Below are 18,896 nucleotides of genomic sequence, written 5' to 3'. Positions count from 1 at the left end.
GCGTCAAATCCCTTTGATATCGGTGTGCCAGGCCTGCGCCGGAGCCGTGGTCGGGCCACTGGAGCCAACGCCCCGGAAAAGCCCACAGAATGTGGTGACGCCAGGCAAGCTGGTGGTCAAAATCTTTTTCATTTTTTCCACACCACCCGATAAGCAATCAGCGTATCGCAGGCCAGCAGTGCAAACAGCAGCAGGCCCTGAAACACCCCGGTGATGGACTTGGGCAGCCCCAACCGCGACTGCGCGAGCTCCCCGCCGATGTAGAACATGCTCATCAAGATAGCGGAAAACACGATTCCCACCGGATGCAGGCGCCCCACAAAAGCCACGATGATGGCGGCAAAACCATAGCCCGCTGGCAAATACGGCGTGAGCTGCCCAACCGGCCCGGCCACCTCCAGAGCGCCCGCCAAACCGGCTGCGCCGCCCGAAGTCAGCAAAGCCACCCACAAGGCCTTACGCGAAGAAAATCCGGCATAGCGCGCCGCAGCGGGCGCCAGTCCCCCCACCTGCTGGGCAAAGCCGGCATAGGTGCGAAACAGGTACACCCACATGCCCGCCACACCCGCCAGCGCGATCAACAAACCGATGTTGACCCGCGAACCCTGCATCAGTTTGGGAATCTGGGTCACGGCCTCAAAGGTTTTGGTCTGCGGAAAGTTGTAGCCCTGCGGGTCTTTCCAGGGGCCGTACACCAGGTAGTTCAACACCTGCACCGCCACATACACCAGCATCAGGCTGACCAGAATTTCGTTGGCGTTGAAACGGTCGCGCAACACGGCCGTGATACCGGCCCACAACATGCCCCCGGCCACGCCGGCCAACACGATCAGCGCCACGATCCAGCCACCCGTGTCGGGACCTGCCGTCAAAGCCACACCCGAAGCGAAGATGGCGCCAATCAGGTACTGCCCCTCGGCCCCGATGTTCCACACATTGGAGCGAAAGCACACCGCCAGGCCCAGGGCGATGATGAGCAGCGGTGTGGCTTTGACCATGAGCTCGGACAAGGCATAGGTGCTCTTGATCGGCTCCCAGAAGAACACTTCAAGGCCACGCACCGGATCTTTGCCCAGCAAGGCAAACAGAATGACGCCAATGACCACCGTGATGGCCAGCGCCAGCAACGGTGAGGCATAGCCCCAGCGCGCCGACGGTTGGGGACGGGCTTCAAGTCGCAGCATGGGCGGACTCCTTCTTGTTGTTATCGGGGTTCGCAACACTGTCGTCCCACAGGCCGGACATCCATTCACCGATCAACTCGATGGTGGCATCGGCGCGGTCCAGACTGGGCGAGAGCCGGCCCTTGGCGATCACATGCAAGCGGTCGCTGATATCAAAGAGCTCCTCCAGCTCTTCGCTCACCACCAGGACGGCACAGCCCGCATCGCGCAAAGCCAGGATTTCACCGCGGATCTGCGCCGCTGCGCCAACATCGACCCCCCAGGTGGGCTGGCTCACGATCAGCAAGCGGGGTTTGGCTTCGATTTCACGCCCCACAATGAACTTCTGCAGGTTGCCACCCGACAGCGATTTGGCCGCCGCGCCCGGACCGTTGGCCTTGACGTTGTAACGCTCAATGATGTCGGCCGCCTGGGCCTTGAGTGCGCCGAGGCGCAGCCAGCCGCCCGGGCCCAAGGTATCGCGGCGCGAAAGCAGCAGGTTCTGCGCCAGTGATAACGTGGGCACGGCACCGCGCCCTAGCCGCTCTTCGGGCACAAAATGCAGCCCCAGCGCACGGCGGCGGCCCGGAGACAAATGCGAGGCGTCTTGCCCTGCCACGCGGATGCTGTCCGCAGGCGCATGGGTGTCTTCGCCCGACAGCGCGTAGAGCAATTCACTCTGGCCGTTGCCCGATACGCCGGCGATGCCCACCACCTCACCTTCGCGCACCGTCAGCGCGATGTCGTGCAGATCGGTACCAAAGGGCTCACCACTCTTGAGGGACAGGCTCTGAACTTCCAGCACCGCGGCCCCAGCCTTGAGCTCACGCACCTGCAGCGCGGGTGGCTCTGCGCCAATCATGAGGCGCGACAGCGAAGCATTGCTCTCCTCGCGAGGGTCGCACACGCCTGTCACCTGCCCGCCTCGCAACACGGTGCAGGCGTTGCACAGGGCCCGAATCTCATGGAGTTTGTGGCTGATGTAGAGAATGCTGCAGCCCTCGGCCGCCAGCTTTCTCAGCACGACAAACAGCTTCTCAACCGCCTGGGGCGTGAGCACCGAAGTGGGTTCATCGAGGATCAACAGCTGAGGGCTGGTGAGCAACGCCCGAATGATCTCCACCCGTTGCATCTCACCGACACTGAGGGTGTGCACCGGTCGCGCCGGGTCAATGTCCAGACCGTATTCGGCGGCCTTGGCCGTGATGCTGGCGCTGACCTCGGCCAGGGAAAGCGATTTGTCAAGACCGAGCCAGACGTTTTCAGCCACGGTCAACGTGTCAAACAGGCTGAAGTGCTGAAACACCATGCTGATGCCGAGCGCTCGGGCTTCCTGGGGATTGCGCACCTGCACCGACCGGCCGTTGAACGTGACCGAACCTTCGTCGGGCTTGACCGATCCGTAGATGATCTTCATCAAAGTGGACTTGCCCGCCCCATTTTCCCCCAGCACAGCGTGAATTTCTCCAGGCATGACATTCAGGGAAACCGCGTTGTTGGCCACCACGCCGGGGTAGCGCTTGGTGATCTCGGAGAGCTGGAGTCGGGGTGTGGTCATACGGGCATCGTTCTCAGTCGTTGACAACAGGCGCAGCGCCAATCGCCTCGCCATCCGGGCGGCGCAGCGAAGCGGCCACATTCTTGATTTGCTCACGCAACCATCGGCCTGCAGCCGAACCGTGGGTGCGCTCATGCCACAGCTGGTAGTACATCATGCGGGGGAACGGAACCGCCGGGGGCAGGATCTGCACAGGCAGCGTATCAACAAAGCGCTCGCAATAGTGGCGGCCCGTGGTCAGGACCAGCAGGCTGTCGGCGACCATCGCCGGGATCAACCCGAAATGCGGGCACCGGACAGCGATATTGCGCACCAGCCCCTGGGTGGCCAGGTGGTCGTCGATCACCCCTCGGGCGCCCGGGTGGGTGGGCATGGGCGCAATGTGATCAATGGCCAGCCAGGCTTCCTGGTCCCAGCCGCGCTTGACGGCAGGGTGGTGGTTGGCCACCAGGCAGACCACCTCGTCGCCAAACAGCCGCCCCAGGTGCAGATCGTCGGGGGGTTTGGGCCAATTGCCAATCACCACATCCACCTGGCCCATGGCGAGTTGGCGGCGGTAATCGGCATCGGCCGACAAAGGGTGGATATCGATCAGGCAATTGGGGGCCTGCGCCTTGAGCTGGGCGACCAGCAAGGGCAGGAACTTGGGATCCATGTAATCGCTGGCGGCCAGGCTGAAGGTCTGGGTGGTGCTGGCCGGATCAAAGCTGCGGGCGTCGGAAAACAGCATCTCGGCCGAACGCAAGATGTGCGCCGCCGGCTCCACCATGCGCAAGCCCGCTTCGGTCGGCACCATGCCCGAACCCGAGCGAACCAGCAACGGGTCACCCGCCAGATCACGCAGGCGCTTGAGCGATGCACTCACCGCTGGCTGGTACATGCCCAGGCGCAGCGCAGCGCGCGACACACTGCGCTCGGTGAGCACGGTGTGAAGCACGCGGATCAGGTGCAGATCAATTTTGTCGAACATGGACACGTATTTCATACCTGTCGACTGTATGCGGGGATCGTGGTTAAGACATTCATGCCATACGGTAGAGCATATGTTGGGCCAGGGGGCGAAGCGCTATGCTGGCGCGCATGACCGTCAAAAACTCCGCACAAACCCTGAGATTTGTCCGTCGCGGCCAGCCCGTGGCGCTGGGCAATGTACCACCCGACAGGACCTTGCTGCAGGTCTTGCGGGACGATTTGAACCTCACCGCCACCAAAGAAGGCTGCGGCGAGGGCGATTGCGGGGCCTGCACGGTGGTGATCGCCGAAGCCGTCAACGGCCGCCTTGAATACAAAGCCATCAACAGCTGCATCCGCCTGGCCCATTCGGTCAACGGCATGGCCGTCTGGACGGCTGCCGACATTGCAGTGGATCCGGACCGCGGCACGCCGAAGCCCCTGGGCGGAGGCGCAGTTCCGGGCCCCGCGCTTTCCGGGGTGCCAGGCCTGCACCCGGTGCAAGAAGCCATGGTGCAGTGCCACGCCAGCCAATGCGGCTTTTGCACGCCCGGTTTTGTCATGAGCCTGTTTGGCCTGTACCAGAATACCCAGGGTGGACAGGGCGTCACGCGCGAACGCGCCCAGACCGACCTGTCGGGCAACCTCTGCCGGTGCACCGGCTATCGCCCCATCCTGGACGCGGCTGAAAAAATGGGCTCGCTCCCCCTGCCCGCCGGATGTGCTGTGGATGAAAAGGCGACCCTCAACGCACTGAAAACCATCCGACCCAAAGACGGCGAGGCCGGCCCCTACCTGCGTCCCAGAACCCTGGCCGCGTTGCTGCAAGCCCGCGCCCGGCATCCCAAGGCGCAGGTCGTGGCAGGCACAACCGACGTCGGCTTGTGGGTGACCAAGATGCACAAGCGGTTTGCACAGGTTCTTGACGTCACCGCCGCACGCGAACTCCAGCAGGTGGAAACCTACCCACACCACATCGCGATCGGCGCAGCTGTCTCGCTCACACACGCCTTTGAAGCCCTGGTGAGCGAGCGTCCCCAGCTGCTGGATTTCAGCCGCCGATTCGCCGGCTTGCCAGTGCGCAACTCCGGCACGCTGGGGGGCAACGTGGCCAACGGCTCGCCCATTGGTGACGCCATGCCGCTGCTCATCGCGCTGGAGGCCAGCGTGGTCCTGATGCGCTGGAAAAAAACCCGGGACGGTGGCGAAATCGCCCACCGCGAATTGCGTCTGGAAGACCTGTACACGGGCTACCGCACCAATGTGATGCGCCCCGACGAGCTGCTCGCCTGGATCAAGGTGCCCCGGCCCGCCCCCACGGCAACCGGTCACGAAGGCGCAGACATGCTGAAGGTCTACAAAATCAGCAAACGCTTTGACGACGATATCTCGGCGGTCTGTCTGGCCATTGGGCTCACCGTGGCGGGGGGCTTGGTGCAACTCGCGTCGATCGGCGTGGGTGGCGTGGCCGCCACGCCGGTACGGGCACGGCAATCCGAGGCGGCCTTAATGGGTCAGCCCTGGACAGCGGACACCGTCATGGCGGGCATGGCAGCCCTGCGCGCGGAATTCCAGCCCCTGTCCGATATGCGAGCGAGCGCCCACTACCGGCAAACCGTTCTGGGCAACTTGCTTCAGCGCTTCTGGCTGGAAAGCCAGGGACAGACCGCCATCAATCTGGAGAGCCTGAAGACCGTGGAGGCACTGGCATGAACACACCCGACTTCAAGCCCGTGACAAAGACCACCGCCCCCGACGCCGGGCCGCCCCAAGGCGGGGGCAACCCCCTCGGGGGGCAGCGAGCCGCGTCAGCGGCGGAGCGTGGGGGCCCATCCGCCCCCGACGCCGGGCCGCCCCAAGGCGGGGGCAACCCCCTCGGGGGGCAGCGACCCGCATCAGCGGCGGAGCGTGGGGGTTTATCCACCCGTGCCGCTGGGCAGTCGCGTTTTCACGAAAGCGCCGCCGCCCAGGTGGCGGGCGCCGCGACGTACATCGATGACATCCCCGAGGTGCGCGGCACGCTGCACGCCGCGCCCGTGTGCTCGCCCGTGGCCCACGGCATCTTGCGCAAGGTCGACGCCAGCGCAGCGCTGGCTGTGCCCGGTGTGCGCGCGGTGATCGATGCCGGCGACATCCCCGGCGATGTCACCCTCGCTGCTTTTGCGCACGACGAACCCGTGCTGGCGCTGGACACCGTGCAGTTCGTGGGCCAGGTGATTGCACTGGTGATCGCAGACGACGCGATGACCGCGCGGCGAGCCGCCCGCCTGGTGCAGCTGGAAATTGAGCCGCTGGCCCCCGTGATCAGCGTGCACGAAGCCCACGCGCTGGAACATTACGTGCTGCCCCCGGTCCATGTGAAGCGGGGCGACGCCAACGCCGCACTCCAGCGCGCACCACACCAGCTCGAAGGCCGCTTTGAAGTGGGCGGCCAGGAGCATTTTTACCTCGAGGGGCAGATCGCCTACGTGTTGCCGCTGGAGCAAAACCAGTGGTGGGTCTACACCAGCACACAACACCCCGGCGAGGTGCAGCACTGGGTGTCGCACGCACTGGGTTTGGCCAACCACGCGGTCACGGTGGAATGCCGCCGCATGGGCGGTGGCTTTGGCGGCAAGGAAACCCAGGCCGGCCATCTCGCTGTGTGGGCGGCCATCGCCGCCAACCGGCTGCAATGCCCGGTCAAGCTGCGGCTGGACCGCGACGACGATTTCATGATCACCGGCAAGCGCCACCCGTTTGCCTACCACTACCGCGTGGGTTTTGATGACAGCGGCCTGCTCTGCGGCATGGCGCTGGAGATGCTGGCGAACTGTGGTTTCTCGGCCGACCTCTCAGGCCCGGTGGCCGACCGCGCCATCTTTCATGCCGACAATGCCTACTTCCTCGAAGACGTGGCGATCAGCTCCTACCGCTGCAAAACCAACACCCAGAGCCACACAGCCTTTCGCGGCTTCGGCGGCCCCCAGGGCGTGATCGTGATCGAGCGCATCATCAGCGACATCGCGCGCACCCTCGGCATGGATCCGCTGGACGTGCGCCTGCGCAACCTCTATGGCACGGAAGAACGCAACGTCACCCACTACCAGATGAAGGTAGAGGACAACATCCTGGACCCGCTCATCAACCAGCTCGCCCTGACCAGCGGCTACCGGGAAAGGCGCGAACAGATCGCGGCCTGGAACGCCCAGAGCCCGGTCATCAAGCGCGGCCTGGCGCTCACCCCGGTGAAGTTTGGTATCAGCTTCACCGCCACCCTGTTCAACCAGGCCGGCGCATTGGTGCACGTGTACACCGATGGCAGCGCGCAAGTGAACCACGGTGGCACCGAAATGGGCCAAGGCCTGAACACCAAGATCGCCCAGATCGTGGCCGACGAGCTGGGCATTCCGTTTGAGCGCGTGCTGTCCACGGCGGCCGACACCAGCAAGGTGCCCAACGCCAGCGCCACCGCCGCGTCTGCCGGCACCGATCTGAATGGCCGGGCCGCGCAGTTCGCCGCGCGCACGGTGCGCAACAACCTGGCGGCCTTCGTGGCCGGGCTGGACGGTGTGGGCGCTGGCGCGGTGCGCTTTGAAGGCGGGCGCGTCACGACCGAAAAGTCCAACCGCGCATTTGAAGACGTGGTGGGCGCGGCATACGCCAACCGCATCCAGCTCTGGAGCGACGGCTTTTACCGCACGCCCAAGATCCACTACGACAAGACCACCCTCACTGGTCGGCCCTTTTATTACTTCGCCTATGGCGCCGCTTGCACCGAAGTTGCCATCGACACGCTCACCGGCGAGAGCCGCGTAATGAAAGTGGACATCCTGCACGACGTGGGCCAGAGCATCAACCCGGCGATCGACATCGGCCAGATCGAAGGCGGCTTTGTGCAGGGCATGGGCTGGCTCACCACCGAGCAACTCGTCTGGAAGGCCGACGGCACCCTCGCCACCCACGCCCCCAGCACCTACAAGATTCCGGCCACCGGGGATATTCCGGCCCACTTCCAGGTGGACCTGTGGCACGAAGCCAACCGTGAAGACAATGTGCACGGCAGCAAAGCCGTGGGCGAGCCACCCCTCATGCTGGCGATCAGTGTGTTTGAGGCCTTGCGCGATGCGATAGAACAAACAGGGGCTTCAGCGGCTGGAATGAATGCGCCGGCCACAGCAGAAGAAATACTGAGGAGCCTGAGTGAATAGGGCGAGGCAAAATAGCCGCGCGCTTTTTGAAGATCCCTCTCTTGGCCGCACCTCAATGGAGCCACCCGCGGCGACCCGCTCACGGGTCTCGTCCTGAACTCTGCCCTGTTGTCAAACGCGGGGCGGAGTCAAACCGTAAGACCTGCAGGCGCACAAAAATGCAACCGCCGGAAACGTCCATGCAGGCGTTTCCCTCTTGGGCTGAGCATGTGTACCGCGGCTGCGACGGCCGCAGTCACCCAGCCTCAGGCCTCGGCGAAATGCGCGAGCAGATCAACCGCCAGATCCCGGTGATTCGGCACCTGCTTCACCACGCTTTCGCGATCAAACAATTGGCCAGCGCCGGGCGCGGTACCCGAATCCGTTCCAGACAGATTCCGGTACCCCATGCGCCAATCGGAAAAACGCCGCGCGTCAATGTCCGATTGCTCAATCACATACAGCCCCGTGTGGCGGGCATCAAGCGAAATCGAACGGTACACCGCTTCCACGTCTGAACGCTCGCCCTCGATCGCTTGAAGGAAAAAGCCATCGCGGTACAACAACATGCCCGTGATGGCCAGCCCCGCATTGCGGGTGCGGGCCTGCTCAAGCAAGTCTGCGAGGTCTTGCTCAGTCATTTCGTGCGACTCCACACTCATGTAAATCAACTGGTACAGGGGTTTTCTCCCAAGGTAAAACCACATCATGGCCCAAAACCGGAGCAAGCCAGCGACAAAAGTGAACCTCGACTCCATGGGTTGGTCGATTGACAGTCCTTTCGCGTTGACATCGTTCCGAGGTCGGGTTCGTTCTTGCAAGACGACTCGCCGGGCTTGCGGCCCGCACCCGCTCAGGCACACCCGTCAAAACAGGCGGCAAGTGCCATCAATGGGTCAGCAGACCACCGCACTTGACGGTTGTCACACAGATCCATGACATGGAAAAGCTGGTGAATTCCTCAGGCTGTCGGATTTTTTGAACGCACTGAGTGCTCGGTACTTTGCTGCCACCACGGCCAAACTTGACGCCATGTGGCAATTGACTTTGTGCCCGAGGCTCCAAACCACGCCTTGTTCGATGGTGTCGCTTTCGCTGGATTCGCAGGCTTGACCGGCGAGCGCTACCTGAGGCAGCGATCCTGGGCTCCGGGCGCTGCGCAACAGGGCGAGGCAAGCAGGTGGCCAGCCCCAAACCGTCCGTGCACCCGCGACGGTCGAGGAAGTGCTGCGCAAGGTCGGCCGTTTCAGCACGAACGAAGCACCACCACGATTTTTTTTGAGGGATACCGGCTGATGGCGGCAAATTTCTCGAAATAGGTATCCAATGGGTTCATGATCAGACTCAATCTCAATATCGAGTTGGACTACGTGGTCGACCCTCAGGGCGCCGACTTCGTGTTCAACATCCACGCGGCCCACACGCCAAGCCAGACCGTATCGAACGAACAGCTGTCGGTCAGTCAATGGATTGATGCCCCCGTGCACACCGATCCCACCAGCGGCAACCGCTACATGCGCATGCATGCCCAGGGCGGACCACTGCAGGTGCGCTATTCGGCCACAGTCGACATCAACCACCACCTGGCCGACCCCGCCAGCATCGGCGAAGTGCCGGTTCATTTGCTGCCGCCGGAGACCATGGGCTACATCTACCCCAGCCGGTACTGTCAGTCCGACCGCCTGTTGCGACTGGCGTACAACGAATTCGGCAACCTCAAGCAGGGCTATATGCGGGTGCTGGCGATCCGTGACTGGGTCACACGCCACGTCGCATTCACCTCCAACACCTCAAACGGCAACACGTCGGCGGCCGACACGCTCATTGAGCAGGTGGGTGTCTGCCGCGACTTTGCCCACCTCATGATCGCCTTGTGCCGTGCCTGCAACATCCCGGCACGCTTTGCCACCGGCACCGACTTCGGCGCCGACCCTGCATTGGGTCCGCCCGATTTCCACGCCTACGTCGAAGCCTACCTGGGCAACCGCTGGTACATCTTCGACCCGTCTGGCACCGCCATTCCCATGGCATTCCTGCGCTTCGGTACCGGGCGCGACGCGGCCGATGTGGCCTTTGCCACCATCTTTGGCAGCGTGCAAACCCAGGCGCCGTTGATCCAGGCAACCGCCATTGAAGATGCATCACTCGGCATTGTGTTGCCGCACCACAGCCCCATGGCACTCTCCACAGACAGCGGCTTTGCGCCGTATGCCTGAGGAACACCGCCTGAAGCCGCCATCACCAGGCGCCTCAGCGCGCCCTGCCCTGCTCGAATTGGCGCGCGAAAGCTTCCATGCGTGAGCGGTTCTTGCCAAAATCGTAGAGGCCAAAGCGGGAACGCGAGCTGTAATCGATGCGCTGGCGCGGCGCATCGATCAGGAAATTCACGCGGTCCTGGAAGCCGACCGATGTGGTGAAGACGACCTCCATTGCGAGGGACTCGGCCTTCACGATCCGCGCCTCGGGAAACGCCGCCAGGCTCACCCTCAGTGCCGCCATCGCCTCAACCGCTGATCCATCAAAGCGCAGCGGCGCCAGATCACTGCCTGGCAGCGAGTTCACACAATTGCTGGACAGCGTGCAAGCCAAAGCCGCACCGGTCGGATCAGCCGTGCCACCGGGTGCCGGTCCAGATGTGGCGCAGCCACCCAGTAACAGGGACAGTGCAAGCCCCAGGGCCGCTGTACCCAGCGTCAAGCCCGCTTTTTGCGTGCTCATTGAACCCCCTCCTTTGATGCAGTCGCTGGCGTTGCCACCGTCAGCCAGATTTCGTTGCGCCGCAAGAACCACGGCATGTAGGGCGGGTCGTAGCGGGACAGGACGGGCTCACCCGTCCAGGCGATTTGCGCCCCGCGCAAGATGGTCTGGAGCTTGCCCAGGTGCTCGTCAAAGTTGGCCTGCGACCAGAACCCCGAATAGCGGATCACGGCCACGCGCGCGCCGGACACCTCGCGCAGCCGCACGCGCGAATCCAGCGGCTCGGGAGCCGTGGCCAGCGTCACGCCACGGGGCAGGGCGAACTGCACCACATAGCCGCCCGGCGCAGAGGCCTGTGTCACCGGCGCCGTCATCTCCAGCTTCACGGGCACAGCCGACTGGGTCACGGGTGCGGTCATGTCGAGTTTTCGCTCGCCCTTGTTCTTTCCAAAGATATAGCCGGCCAGGATCGGGAACGCCGCGCTACCGGCCTGCTCGGCGGGGCCGTCCACCAGCACTTCGGCCACGACATAAGGCGCGTAGGCCCGCACCTGCGCGCCATCCAGTTGCTGGGCCACTTCGAAAGCCGGTTCCTCGGTCGCATGGGCTACGAAGGGCATGGTGGCGAGCACCAGGGGAATCAACCATTTCATGGGGTATACCTCCAATAAAGAAAAAAGGAGATCGGATCGCCTCAGCGAACCGACAGGTTTTCGTGAGCGGCCACGCGCTCCAGCGCGGATTCAAACAAGGTCCGCGCCGTGGCGGACACCCGATGCAGGTAACCATGCAACTCGGCATCCGCCGGGCTCAGGGTGCTGCAGTCAGCGCTGTAGGTCTCGAAGTTCGACAGCTGCATCAGCAGCTCGGCCACATGCCGCGGACACTCGCAAGCCATGGTTGGCGGCAGGCCCGCCAGATCGGTCAGGGTGGCATCGTCGAAGCGCCTCGGCGCAATCGCCCCCGCTGCCAGCCACACGGCGTCGACTGGCGCCGGGTGCGGCCTGGCGGGCGATGAGCAGGAGGGCATGGGGCCATCAAACCCGGACAACCAGGCACCCAGTGCCTCATCGTCGCGGGGTTCAAGCAGCGACTGGACGCCTGCCACCGCAAAGGCCCGGCGTGCCGCAGCCCCTGCGAAGGCGTAGACCAGCCCCACCGCACCGGCACCCCATGCGGCTTGTGCGGCCAGAAGTTCGGGCAAGTCGCCCACCTTCAGACCGGGCGTCTGCCAGATCAGGCGGTCTGCCTTGAGCCCGGTTGCGGAACGTGTTGCATCGGCCAGTGATTCGAAAACCGCCACCACATGCGGTGCCTTCGCACCGCCTTGCCGGGTCGTCGGGCGCAACAGCCGCCGGGCCAGCGCCGCACCCACCACCACCCAGCGAGGCGCGGCGGCGCGCGCCTTGCGAGCGTCCTCAGCGCTTTGGGGGGCCCCTGCGCCACCTTCGGCGTGGGTGCGGGCGACCTCGCGAAGCTGGTCCATCGCCAGCGATGCGATCGAGCCAATGGCGTGGCCGTTTTCAGTCAGTTGCCGCAGAACGGCCACCCGCTCGACATCAGCTGCTGTGTAGAGGCGATGTCCCGTCGGTGAGGTCGATGGTGCAACGGCCTGGTAACGCCGCTCCCAGATGCGCAAGGTGGCAACCGGCATGTGCACCATGCGTGCCACGGCACCACTGCGGTACAGGAGCTTCACAGCAGGTTCTGGCGGCGCGGTTGTGGCATTGCGTGGCGGCTTGGGCATGGTGTGATTTTTTCTTCGAATCTTCATTGAGTCGTTAATGAATCGGAATAGTGCGTAAATTTTCTCAACAAATATTCATTGAACTCATTTTGCATCGTATTCGGATACATTGCGCCCATGCCTGACACATACCCGACCACCCCCACCGTGTACTTCGACGGCGAATGCCCGGTGTGCTCGCGGGAGATAGCGATGTACCGGCGCCAGCCGGGAGCTGAGACCGTGCAGTGGGTGGACGTCGCTCGCTGCGAACCTTCCGACATGGGACCGGACCTTTCCCGGGCGGCCGCTCTGGCCCGCTTGCACCTGCGCCGGGTCGATGGCAGCCTGGTCAGCGGCGCCCAGGCCTTCACCCTGCTGTGGCGGACCTTGCCGCGCTGGGCCTGGCTGGGACGGCTGATGGGCACGCCCCTTGGCCTCTGGCTGCTCGAAATGGGCTACCGGGTTTTTCTGCGGGTGCGCCGCAGCTGGCGCCGGGCCTAAGGCCCTTTCCCTGATACCCCCCGGATTTACAGGCACACCCCCTCCCCGGGCCTGGCGTGTGTTTTCTTGTCTTCACCGGCCTGTGAACAACCGAAAGATTGCTATGACCCCATCACGACGCACCTTCATGATGACCGTGGCCGCCGGCGGCGCCACCATCGCCCTGGGCGCACAAGCCCAAACCATGGTGGATGAAAAAAGCGCGCAGGCCACAGCCCTGGGCTATGCCGCTGACACCACCCAGGTTGACGCGAAAAAATACCCCAAGCACGCCGCCAGCCAGCTCTGCAACAACTGCGCGCTCTTCCAGGGCAAAGCCAGCGACCCAGCAGGCGCCTGCGCGCTGTTTCCCGGCAAACAGGTGGCGGGCAAGGGCTGGTGCAGCGCCTGGAGCAAAAAGGCCTGATGCTGGGGCGCAAGCGGTTCATCGCTTCAAAAATCGATGATTGCCAACCGCCTTGAACGGGGTGGGCCCGTCGACCACGCGCTGGTGATCCGGCGCCTTCAAAATCTGGATGCCCTGCGCATGGACGCTGTAGCGCCGGTTAATCACGGTCTACGCCGTGGTCTCCCGGTTGGATTCACACCCCGGATAAACGCCCCCGCCTTCCGCCGCGCAGTGCGATCGTCCTGACCGCACGACCTGCCAGCAGCCGAGCAATTCCCAGACCACTGCCGAGCCATGTCCCAGACGCCCCCCGCCTTCAAAGGCAACAAACAAGCCCTGCCCAGCAAGCCCTGCGAGGCGTGTGGCCGTCCCATGACCTGGCGCAAACGCTGGGCCCGCACCTGGGACGGCGTGAAGTACTGCTCCGACGCCTGCCGCAAGCACAAGGGCCACCATGGCTGACGCGCCCAGCCCCCGGGTGCGCAACCTGGTGATCGTGCTCGGCGATCAACTCGACATCGACGCCTCCGCTTTCGATGGCTTTGATCCACGACAGGACGCCGTGTGGATGGCGGAGGTGGTGCAAGAGTCGACCCACATCCCGTCCAGCAAACAACGCACGGCCCTGTTCCTGGCCGCCATGCGGCATTTCGCCGAGGCACTGCGGCAGCGGGGCTGTGCGCTGCACTACCGCACACTGGACGACCCGGACAACCGCGGCAGCCTGGCGGATGAGCTGGCCCATGCCCTTGAGCACCTGCACCCGGTTCAACTGGTGATGACCGCCCCCGGCGACTGGCGGGTGTGGCAATCGATCAAAACCGTGGCCACGACAGCCCGGCTGGCGCTGGACGTTCGGGACGACCGGCACTTCTTCACCACCGTGCGCGATTTCGCGGCCCACGCGAAGGGACGCAAGCAGCTGAGGCTGGAGTATTTCTACCGCGAGCTGCGCCAACGCCACGGCATCCTGATGACGCCAGAGGGCCAGCCCGAGGGCGGGCAGTGGAATTTCGACGTCGACAACCGCGAAGCCTTCGGCCCGCAAGGACCCGGCGCCTTACCAGCACGCAGCCGCTTCGAACCCGACGCCACCACGCAGGCGGTCATCAATCTGGTGAACCAGCGCTTTGCCGACCACCCGGGTCGCCTGGACCACTTTGCCTGGCCGGTCACGCGCATACAAGGGCTTGAGGCCCTGCACCGTTTCATCGACCAGCGCCTGCCCCTGTTCGGTCGCTACGAAGACGCCCTGTGGCCCGGCGAACCCTGGCTCTACCATTCCCAGCTTTCAGCCGCCCTCAACCTGAAACTCCTACACCCCCGCGAAGTGGTCGAAGCGGCCGAAACCGCCTTCCGGCAGGGGCAGGCACCGCTGGCCAGCGTGGAGGGTTTCATCCGCCAGATCCTGGGCTGGCGTGAATTTGTGAGGGGCATTTACTGGACACAGATGCCCGGCTACCTCGAGCGCAACGCGCTCGACGCCCGCCAGGCGCTGCCCGACTGGTACTGGACCGGCGACACCGACATGGCGTGTCTGCACGATGCCATCACCCAGACCCTGGAACACGGCTACGCCCACCACATCCAGCGGCTCATGGTGACCGGCCTGTTTGCGCTGTTGCTGGGGGTGGACCCGCGGCAGGTGCACGCCTGGTACCTGGGCGTCTACGTGGACGCCGTGGAATGGGTGGAGTTGCCCAACACCCTGGGCATGAGCCAGTTCGGCGATGGCGGCCTGATGGCCAGCAAGCCCTACGCGGCCACCGGCAAATACATCCAGCGCATGGGCGGCCCCTGCGCAGCGTGCCGCTACGACCCGGCCCAGCGCGATGGCGACACAGCCTGCCCCTACACCACCCTGTACTGGGATTTTCTGATGCGCCACGAATCCACGCTCGCCAAAAACCCGCGCATGGCCTTGCAAGTCAAAAACCTTGCGCGCCTGAACGAGGCCCAGCGTGCCGCCGTCGTGGCACGGGCCACCGCCATTCGCCAGGGCGAGGTCGGGTGATGGACATGAACGACACCTTGCACGTCCCCCCAACCCGTGCGGCCGTGCTCGCGCGCATCGAAGCGGTGCGCCCGGCCGAATACGCCCGCACCCGCAATGCGATCGAAGGCGCGGTCACGCAGCTCTCGCCCTACATCACCCACGGCCTGATCACCCTGCCCGAGGTGCTGGCGGGTGTGGCGACTCGTCACCGTTTGTCCGTGAGTCACAAGTTCGTGTTCGAACTCGGCTGGCGCGAGTACTTCCGCCACGTCTGGCGCCAACGGGGCGGCGATATCTTCCATTCGCTGCACGCCGGCCCGCTGCCCGAGAGCGCCTACGCGGCGGTGCTGCCCGCCGACATCCGCGAGGCCCGGACCGGTGTGCCCGCCATCGACCAGGCCGTGCGCACGCTCTACACCGCAGGGACCCTGCACAACCATGCCCGCATGTGGCTGGCCAGCTTTGTGGTGCACGTGCGCAAAGTGCATTGGCGCGCAGGTGCCGACTGGTTGTACGCCCACCTGCTCGATGGCGACCTCGCCAGCAACCACCTCAGCTGGCAATGGGTGGCGGGCACAGGCAGCCACAAGCCCTATGTGTTCAACGCTGAAAACGTCGCGAAATACGCGCCCGTGGCCTGGCACAGCCCGGGCAGTGCCATTGACCAGTCCTACGAAGCGATGCAGGCTCTGGCCTCACGTCCAGGAACCAACGCAGTATGGGAACGGCCCGGGGGCATGGGCACCACCGAGCCCCCCTTGACGGCGGCACCCGATGCCCGCTTTGCACGCGCGCCCGACCCAGCCTTGGTCGCCGGCCGCGATGTCTGGTTGGTGCATCCCTGGGCCCTGGGCGAACCGCCCGACGATTTGCCCGCCGACTGCTTGCGGCTCGGCTGGTGGCCGCTGGACTTTCACGCCGAATGGCCCTGGAGCGAGGCTCGCTGGGCTTTTGTGGGGCAGCGCATGGCCCACCTCACTGCAAGCCGCTGGGCATGTGCTTCAAGCCAGCTCGCCGATGCGCTCGCTGGCGCGCAATCGGTACACACGCCATTCGATCCCCATGTCGACGCCCTGCTGCCCCGCTGTGTGACCCAACGGCCAGCCACTCCCCTGTTTGCACCTGTTGAGCAGCCTTGCGGCTCGTTTTCACAATGGTGGGCCCGCACCGCCCGCCCGGTCACGCACCTGCACCAGCTGCCCGGTCTGGCGCACCTGGCTCAAGAAGGGTCCGCGGGCCCGCTGTTCACCGAGCAAGCACCGACTCCTTGATATTTCTCAATACCGATGCGAACCAACAGGCATCTAATCGCCTCAAACCGCCGCCTGCGCCCCGATTGCAGGTCCAAAGCTGCCGCATTTTCGCTGCCGCAGCCGCCCTTTCTGGCGAAAGGTCACACGAATGAAGCGGGACTGAACACAATCTGAATGGAATTCAACACCTCGAGTCGACAGGCCCTCGACGGTGTTTATCTGCAACCGGCCTGCCAGAACCACAAAGACCACGATGAACAACACACGACGCACATTCATGATGACCGTAGCCGCCGGGGGCGCCGCCCTGGCCCTGGCTTCCCGCGCACAGGCCGCCGACATGCTGGACGAAAAATCACCCCAGGCCGCGGCATTGGGCTACGTGGCCGACACCACCAAAGCCGACGGCAAAAAATACCCCAAGCACGCCGCCGACCAGGGTTGCCACAACTGCGCCCTCTTCCAGGGCAAGGCAACCGATGCGGCCGGTGCATGCCCGCTGTTTGCAGGCAAGCAAGTGGCCGGCAAAGGCTGGTGCAGCGCCTGGGCCAAAAAGGCCTGATCGACTTCAATGGGCGCCGGGGGAAGATCCCTCTGGCAGCGACGCGCCCTATTTGATGGCGCTCCAAAGCCCAGCCAACATGGCTGGGCTTTTTATTTGGCGAACAAGCGTGAAATATCGCTGAAGGCTTTCAGCTCGATCGCATTGCCCGACGGATCCTGAAAAAACATCGTGGCCTGCTCGCCCGGCTCGCCTTTGAAGCGGATGTACGGCTCGATCACAAACTGCGTTCCCGCGTTTTTCAACCGTTCCGCCATGACCTCCCATTCGGCCATGGGCAACACCATGCCGAAATGCCGCACGGGAACCCCATGCCCGTCCACGGCGTTGCGCGAGGCCTCGCCTGTTTCTTCAGGCGACAGATGCGCCACGATCTGGTGGCCATAAAAGTTGAAATCGATCCAATCGGGCGAGCTGCGGCCCTCGGGACAACCCATCACACCCCCATAAAAGCCGCGCGCCGCTTCCAGGTCGTTGACGGGGAATGCGAGGTGGAACGGCGACATCATGGCCGGGTTGGTGGCGGGTGCCTGCATGGCAGGGGCAGAAGGCGTGGCGGTTTCGTTTGGCATGGCTTCAAGTCCTGAAGGTTGGAACACAGCCCACATCCTAGAGCGCATCACGCCTCTTTCGCCAAGGTCCGGTTGAATACCCGGCCACCGCGCACCGCACCTGCCGGCAGCGACCGATGCTCCGATGGCAGGGCCGGCACAGCTGGCCCCCAAAAATCGCGTCCGAATGCGCACCGCGCGAGCGCAACGAGGCCCGCAGCAACAGGGGCAAGATCGGCGCCTTGCCCCCTTTGATCACCTCAGCCCAAGCAGAGTGCTCAAAACCCTTCCAGCACGATTTTGCCGCGTGCACGGCCGCTTTCGAGCAGCGCGTGGGCGCGCTTCAGGTTGGTCGCGTTGATGGTGCCGAAATGCTCACCCAGTGTGGTTTTCAGCTGGCCCGCGTCGATCAGACCGGCCACTTCGGTCAGCAGGCGGTGCTGCTCGATCATGTCCGGAGTCTCGAACATTGACCGGGTGAACATGAACTCCCAGTGCAGTGACACGGCCTTGCGCTTGAGCGCGCCGATCTGGACGCTGCCCGCAGCGGGATCGTCGATCAGGCCAAACTTGCCCTGGGGCGCGATCAGTTCAGCAATTTGCTCGAAATGCTGCTCGGTGTTGTTGAGGCTCACCACATAGTCGGGCGCGGGCAGACCCGCGTTTTTCACCTCTTCGGCCAAGGGCTTGCTGTGGTCCAGCACATGGTGGGCGCCCAGATCACGCACCCACTGCACCGTTTCGGGGCGCGATGCGGTGCCAATCACGGTCAGACCCGTGAGCTGGCGCGCCAGCTGCGTCAGCACCGAGCCCACACCACCGGCGGCGCCAATGATCAGCAGCGACTGGCCCTTGGAAGCGTCTCCACGGGCAACGCCCAGGCGATCAAACAGCATTTCCCAAGCGGTCAGCGTGGTCAGCGGCATGGCCGCGGCTTCGGCGTCGCTCAGCGATGCCGGGGCCAATGCGGCGATGCGCTCGTCCACCAGATGCTGCTCTGAATTGGCCCCGGCGCGGTTGATGGCGCCGGCGTACCAGACGCGGTCGCCCACCTTGAACAAGCTCACTTCGCTGCCCACGGCGCGCACAGTACCCACCACATCCCAGCCCAGCACCTTCCACTCGCCAGCCTCAGCGCTCACACCCGCGCGGACCTTGCTGTCCACCGGATTGACGGCAATGGCCTGCACGTCGACCAGCAGATCGCGCGCACCTGGCTGGGGCGCAGGCAAATCAACATCTTGCAGGGACAGCGGATCAGAAACAGGCAAGGCGGCCTGGTAGGCAATGGCTTTCATGGGAACTCCTTTGAGAAAAGCACGGGGCAAGCACCACCGACTCGTGCTGTAAAACGACACAATAGGATGAAAATCGACTC

The 18,896-nt window shown here is 64.2% G+C and carries 19 protein-coding genes; 9 read left to right on the top strand and 10 right to left on the bottom strand.

Features of this window, described 5'->3' with window-relative positions:
• Positions 1 to 3 precede the first annotated feature (3 nt).
• The 4 genes from E5678_RS22760 to E5678_RS00440 are packed head-to-tail and all read right to left on the bottom strand — an operon-like array spanning position 4 to position 3,706.
• Entirely contained in the window at positions 4 to 132 is a 129-nt protein-coding gene (locus tag E5678_RS22760) for a hypothetical protein (RefSeq protein WP_281728089.1), read from the bottom strand.
• Positions 129 to 1,184: an ABC transporter permease gene (locus E5678_RS00450; protein ID WP_136176710.1), complete on the bottom strand. Its 1,056-nt coding sequence runs from the start codon at positions 1,182 to 1,184 to the stop codon at positions 129 to 131. The genes E5678_RS22760 and E5678_RS00450 overlap by 4 nt, the downstream gene beginning before the upstream one ends.
• A complete protein-coding gene (locus tag E5678_RS00445) occupies positions 1,171 to 2,721 on the bottom strand; it encodes an ABC transporter ATP-binding protein (protein WP_136176709.1) in 1,551 nt (516 codons plus the stop codon). The genes E5678_RS00450 and E5678_RS00445 overlap by 14 nt, the downstream gene beginning before the upstream one ends.
• A 13-nt stretch (positions 2,722 to 2,734) precedes the next feature.
• Positions 2,735 to 3,706 carry a LysR family transcriptional regulator gene (locus tag E5678_RS00440; RefSeq protein WP_136176708.1) on the bottom strand — a complete coding sequence of 324 codons (972 nt, stop codon included), beginning with the start codon at positions 3,704 to 3,706 and terminating at the stop codon, positions 2,735 to 2,737.
• Positions 3,707 to 3,801: 95 nt separating this feature from the next.
• Here E5678_RS00440 and xdhA point away from each other — a divergent pair, with 95 nt between their 5' ends.
• Entirely contained in the window at positions 3,802 to 5,385 is a 1,584-nt protein-coding gene (gene xdhA, locus E5678_RS00435; RefSeq protein ID WP_136176707.1) for a xanthine dehydrogenase small subunit, read from the top strand.
• Positions 5,382 to 7,862, top strand: a complete 2,481-nt coding sequence (gene xdhB, locus E5678_RS00430) for a xanthine dehydrogenase molybdopterin binding subunit (protein ID WP_136176706.1) — start codon at positions 5,382 to 5,384, stop codon at positions 7,860 to 7,862. The genes xdhA and xdhB overlap by 4 nt, the downstream gene beginning before the upstream one ends.
• Before the next feature lie 245 nt (positions 7,863 to 8,107).
• Here the strand turns inward: xdhB and E5678_RS00425 are convergent, their stop codons facing one another.
• A complete protein-coding gene (locus tag E5678_RS00425; RefSeq protein ID WP_168708454.1) occupies positions 8,108 to 8,482 on the bottom strand; it encodes a BLUF domain-containing protein in 375 nt (124 codons plus the stop codon).
• 693 nt (positions 8,483 to 9,175) lie between these two features.
• On the opposite strand from E5678_RS00425, the gene E5678_RS00420 reads away from it, so the two are divergent.
• A complete protein-coding gene (locus tag E5678_RS00420; RefSeq protein WP_136176704.1) occupies positions 9,176 to 10,057 on the top strand; it encodes a transglutaminase family protein in 882 nt (293 codons plus the stop codon).
• A gap of 34 nt (positions 10,058 to 10,091) precedes the next feature.
• Here E5678_RS00420 and E5678_RS00415 read toward each other — a convergent pair whose 3' ends face one another.
• Genes E5678_RS00415 through E5678_RS00405 form a run of 3 tightly spaced genes read right to left on the bottom strand, consistent with a single transcriptional unit; the run spans position 10,092 to position 12,285 of the window.
• Positions 10,092 to 10,559: a DUF1499 domain-containing protein gene (locus E5678_RS00415; RefSeq protein ID WP_136176703.1), complete on the bottom strand. Its 468-nt coding sequence runs from the start codon at positions 10,557 to 10,559 to the stop codon at positions 10,092 to 10,094.
• Entirely contained in the window at positions 10,556 to 11,191 is a 636-nt protein-coding gene (locus E5678_RS00410; protein WP_136176702.1) for a heme-binding protein, read from the bottom strand. The genes E5678_RS00415 and E5678_RS00410 overlap by 4 nt, the downstream gene beginning before the upstream one ends.
• Before the next feature lie 41 nt (positions 11,192 to 11,232).
• Positions 11,233 to 12,285: a MerR family transcriptional regulator gene (locus E5678_RS00405; protein ID WP_168708453.1), complete on the bottom strand. Its 1,053-nt coding sequence runs from the start codon at positions 12,283 to 12,285 to the stop codon at positions 11,233 to 11,235.
• A 117-nt stretch (positions 12,286 to 12,402) separates the two neighbouring features.
• Between E5678_RS00405 and E5678_RS00400 the strand changes: the two genes are divergently transcribed.
• From E5678_RS00400 to E5678_RS00375, 6 genes are all read left to right on the top strand, one after another.
• Entirely contained in the window at positions 12,403 to 12,768 is a 366-nt protein-coding gene (locus E5678_RS00400) for a DUF393 domain-containing protein (RefSeq protein ID WP_136176700.1), read from the top strand.
• A 103-nt stretch (positions 12,769 to 12,871) separates the two neighbouring features.
• Positions 12,872 to 13,174: a high-potential iron-sulfur protein gene (locus tag E5678_RS00395; protein WP_136176699.1), complete on the top strand. Its 303-nt coding sequence runs from the start codon at positions 12,872 to 12,874 to the stop codon at positions 13,172 to 13,174.
• A 276-nt stretch (positions 13,175 to 13,450) separates the two neighbouring features.
• On the top strand, positions 13,451 to 13,618 hold the full coding sequence (locus tag E5678_RS00390) for a DUF2256 domain-containing protein (RefSeq protein WP_136176698.1): 168 nt from the start codon (positions 13,451 to 13,453) through the stop codon (positions 13,616 to 13,618).
• Complete coding sequence (locus E5678_RS00385) at positions 13,611 to 15,170, top strand: cryptochrome/photolyase family protein (protein WP_136176697.1); 1,560 nt, start codon at positions 13,611 to 13,613, stop codon at positions 15,168 to 15,170. The genes E5678_RS00390 and E5678_RS00385 overlap by 8 nt, the downstream gene beginning before the upstream one ends.
• 5 nt (positions 15,171 to 15,175) lie before the next feature.
• Positions 15,176 to 16,423: an FAD-binding domain-containing protein gene (locus E5678_RS00380; RefSeq protein WP_247596863.1), complete on the top strand. Its 1,248-nt coding sequence runs from the start codon at positions 15,176 to 15,178 to the stop codon at positions 16,421 to 16,423.
• Between the two features lie 235 nt (positions 16,424 to 16,658).
• Entirely contained in the window at positions 16,659 to 16,967 is a 309-nt protein-coding gene (locus tag E5678_RS00375; protein ID WP_136176695.1) for a high-potential iron-sulfur protein, read from the top strand.
• Positions 16,968 to 17,059: 92 nt separating this feature from the next.
• Here E5678_RS00375 and E5678_RS00370 read toward each other — a convergent pair whose 3' ends face one another.
• Together E5678_RS00370 and E5678_RS00365 are read right to left on the bottom strand one after the other, a co-directional pair.
• Positions 17,060 to 17,503: a VOC family protein gene (locus E5678_RS00370; RefSeq protein ID WP_136180556.1), complete on the bottom strand. Its 444-nt coding sequence runs from the start codon at positions 17,501 to 17,503 to the stop codon at positions 17,060 to 17,062.
• A gap of 293 nt (positions 17,504 to 17,796) precedes the next feature.
• Positions 17,797 to 18,816 carry a zinc-binding alcohol dehydrogenase family protein gene (locus E5678_RS00365; protein ID WP_136176694.1) on the bottom strand — a complete coding sequence of 340 codons (1,020 nt, stop codon included), beginning with the start codon at positions 18,814 to 18,816 and terminating at the stop codon, positions 17,797 to 17,799.
• Between the last annotated feature and the right edge of the window lie 80 nt (positions 18,817 to 18,896).

The organism is Hydrogenophaga sp. PAMC20947, assembly GCF_004795855.1.
Classification (GTDB): Bacteria; Pseudomonadota; Gammaproteobacteria; order Burkholderiales; family Burkholderiaceae_C; genus Hydrogenophaga.
Note: the sequence above shows the minus strand (reverse complement) of the source record. Positions and strands in the feature narration are given on the sequence as shown.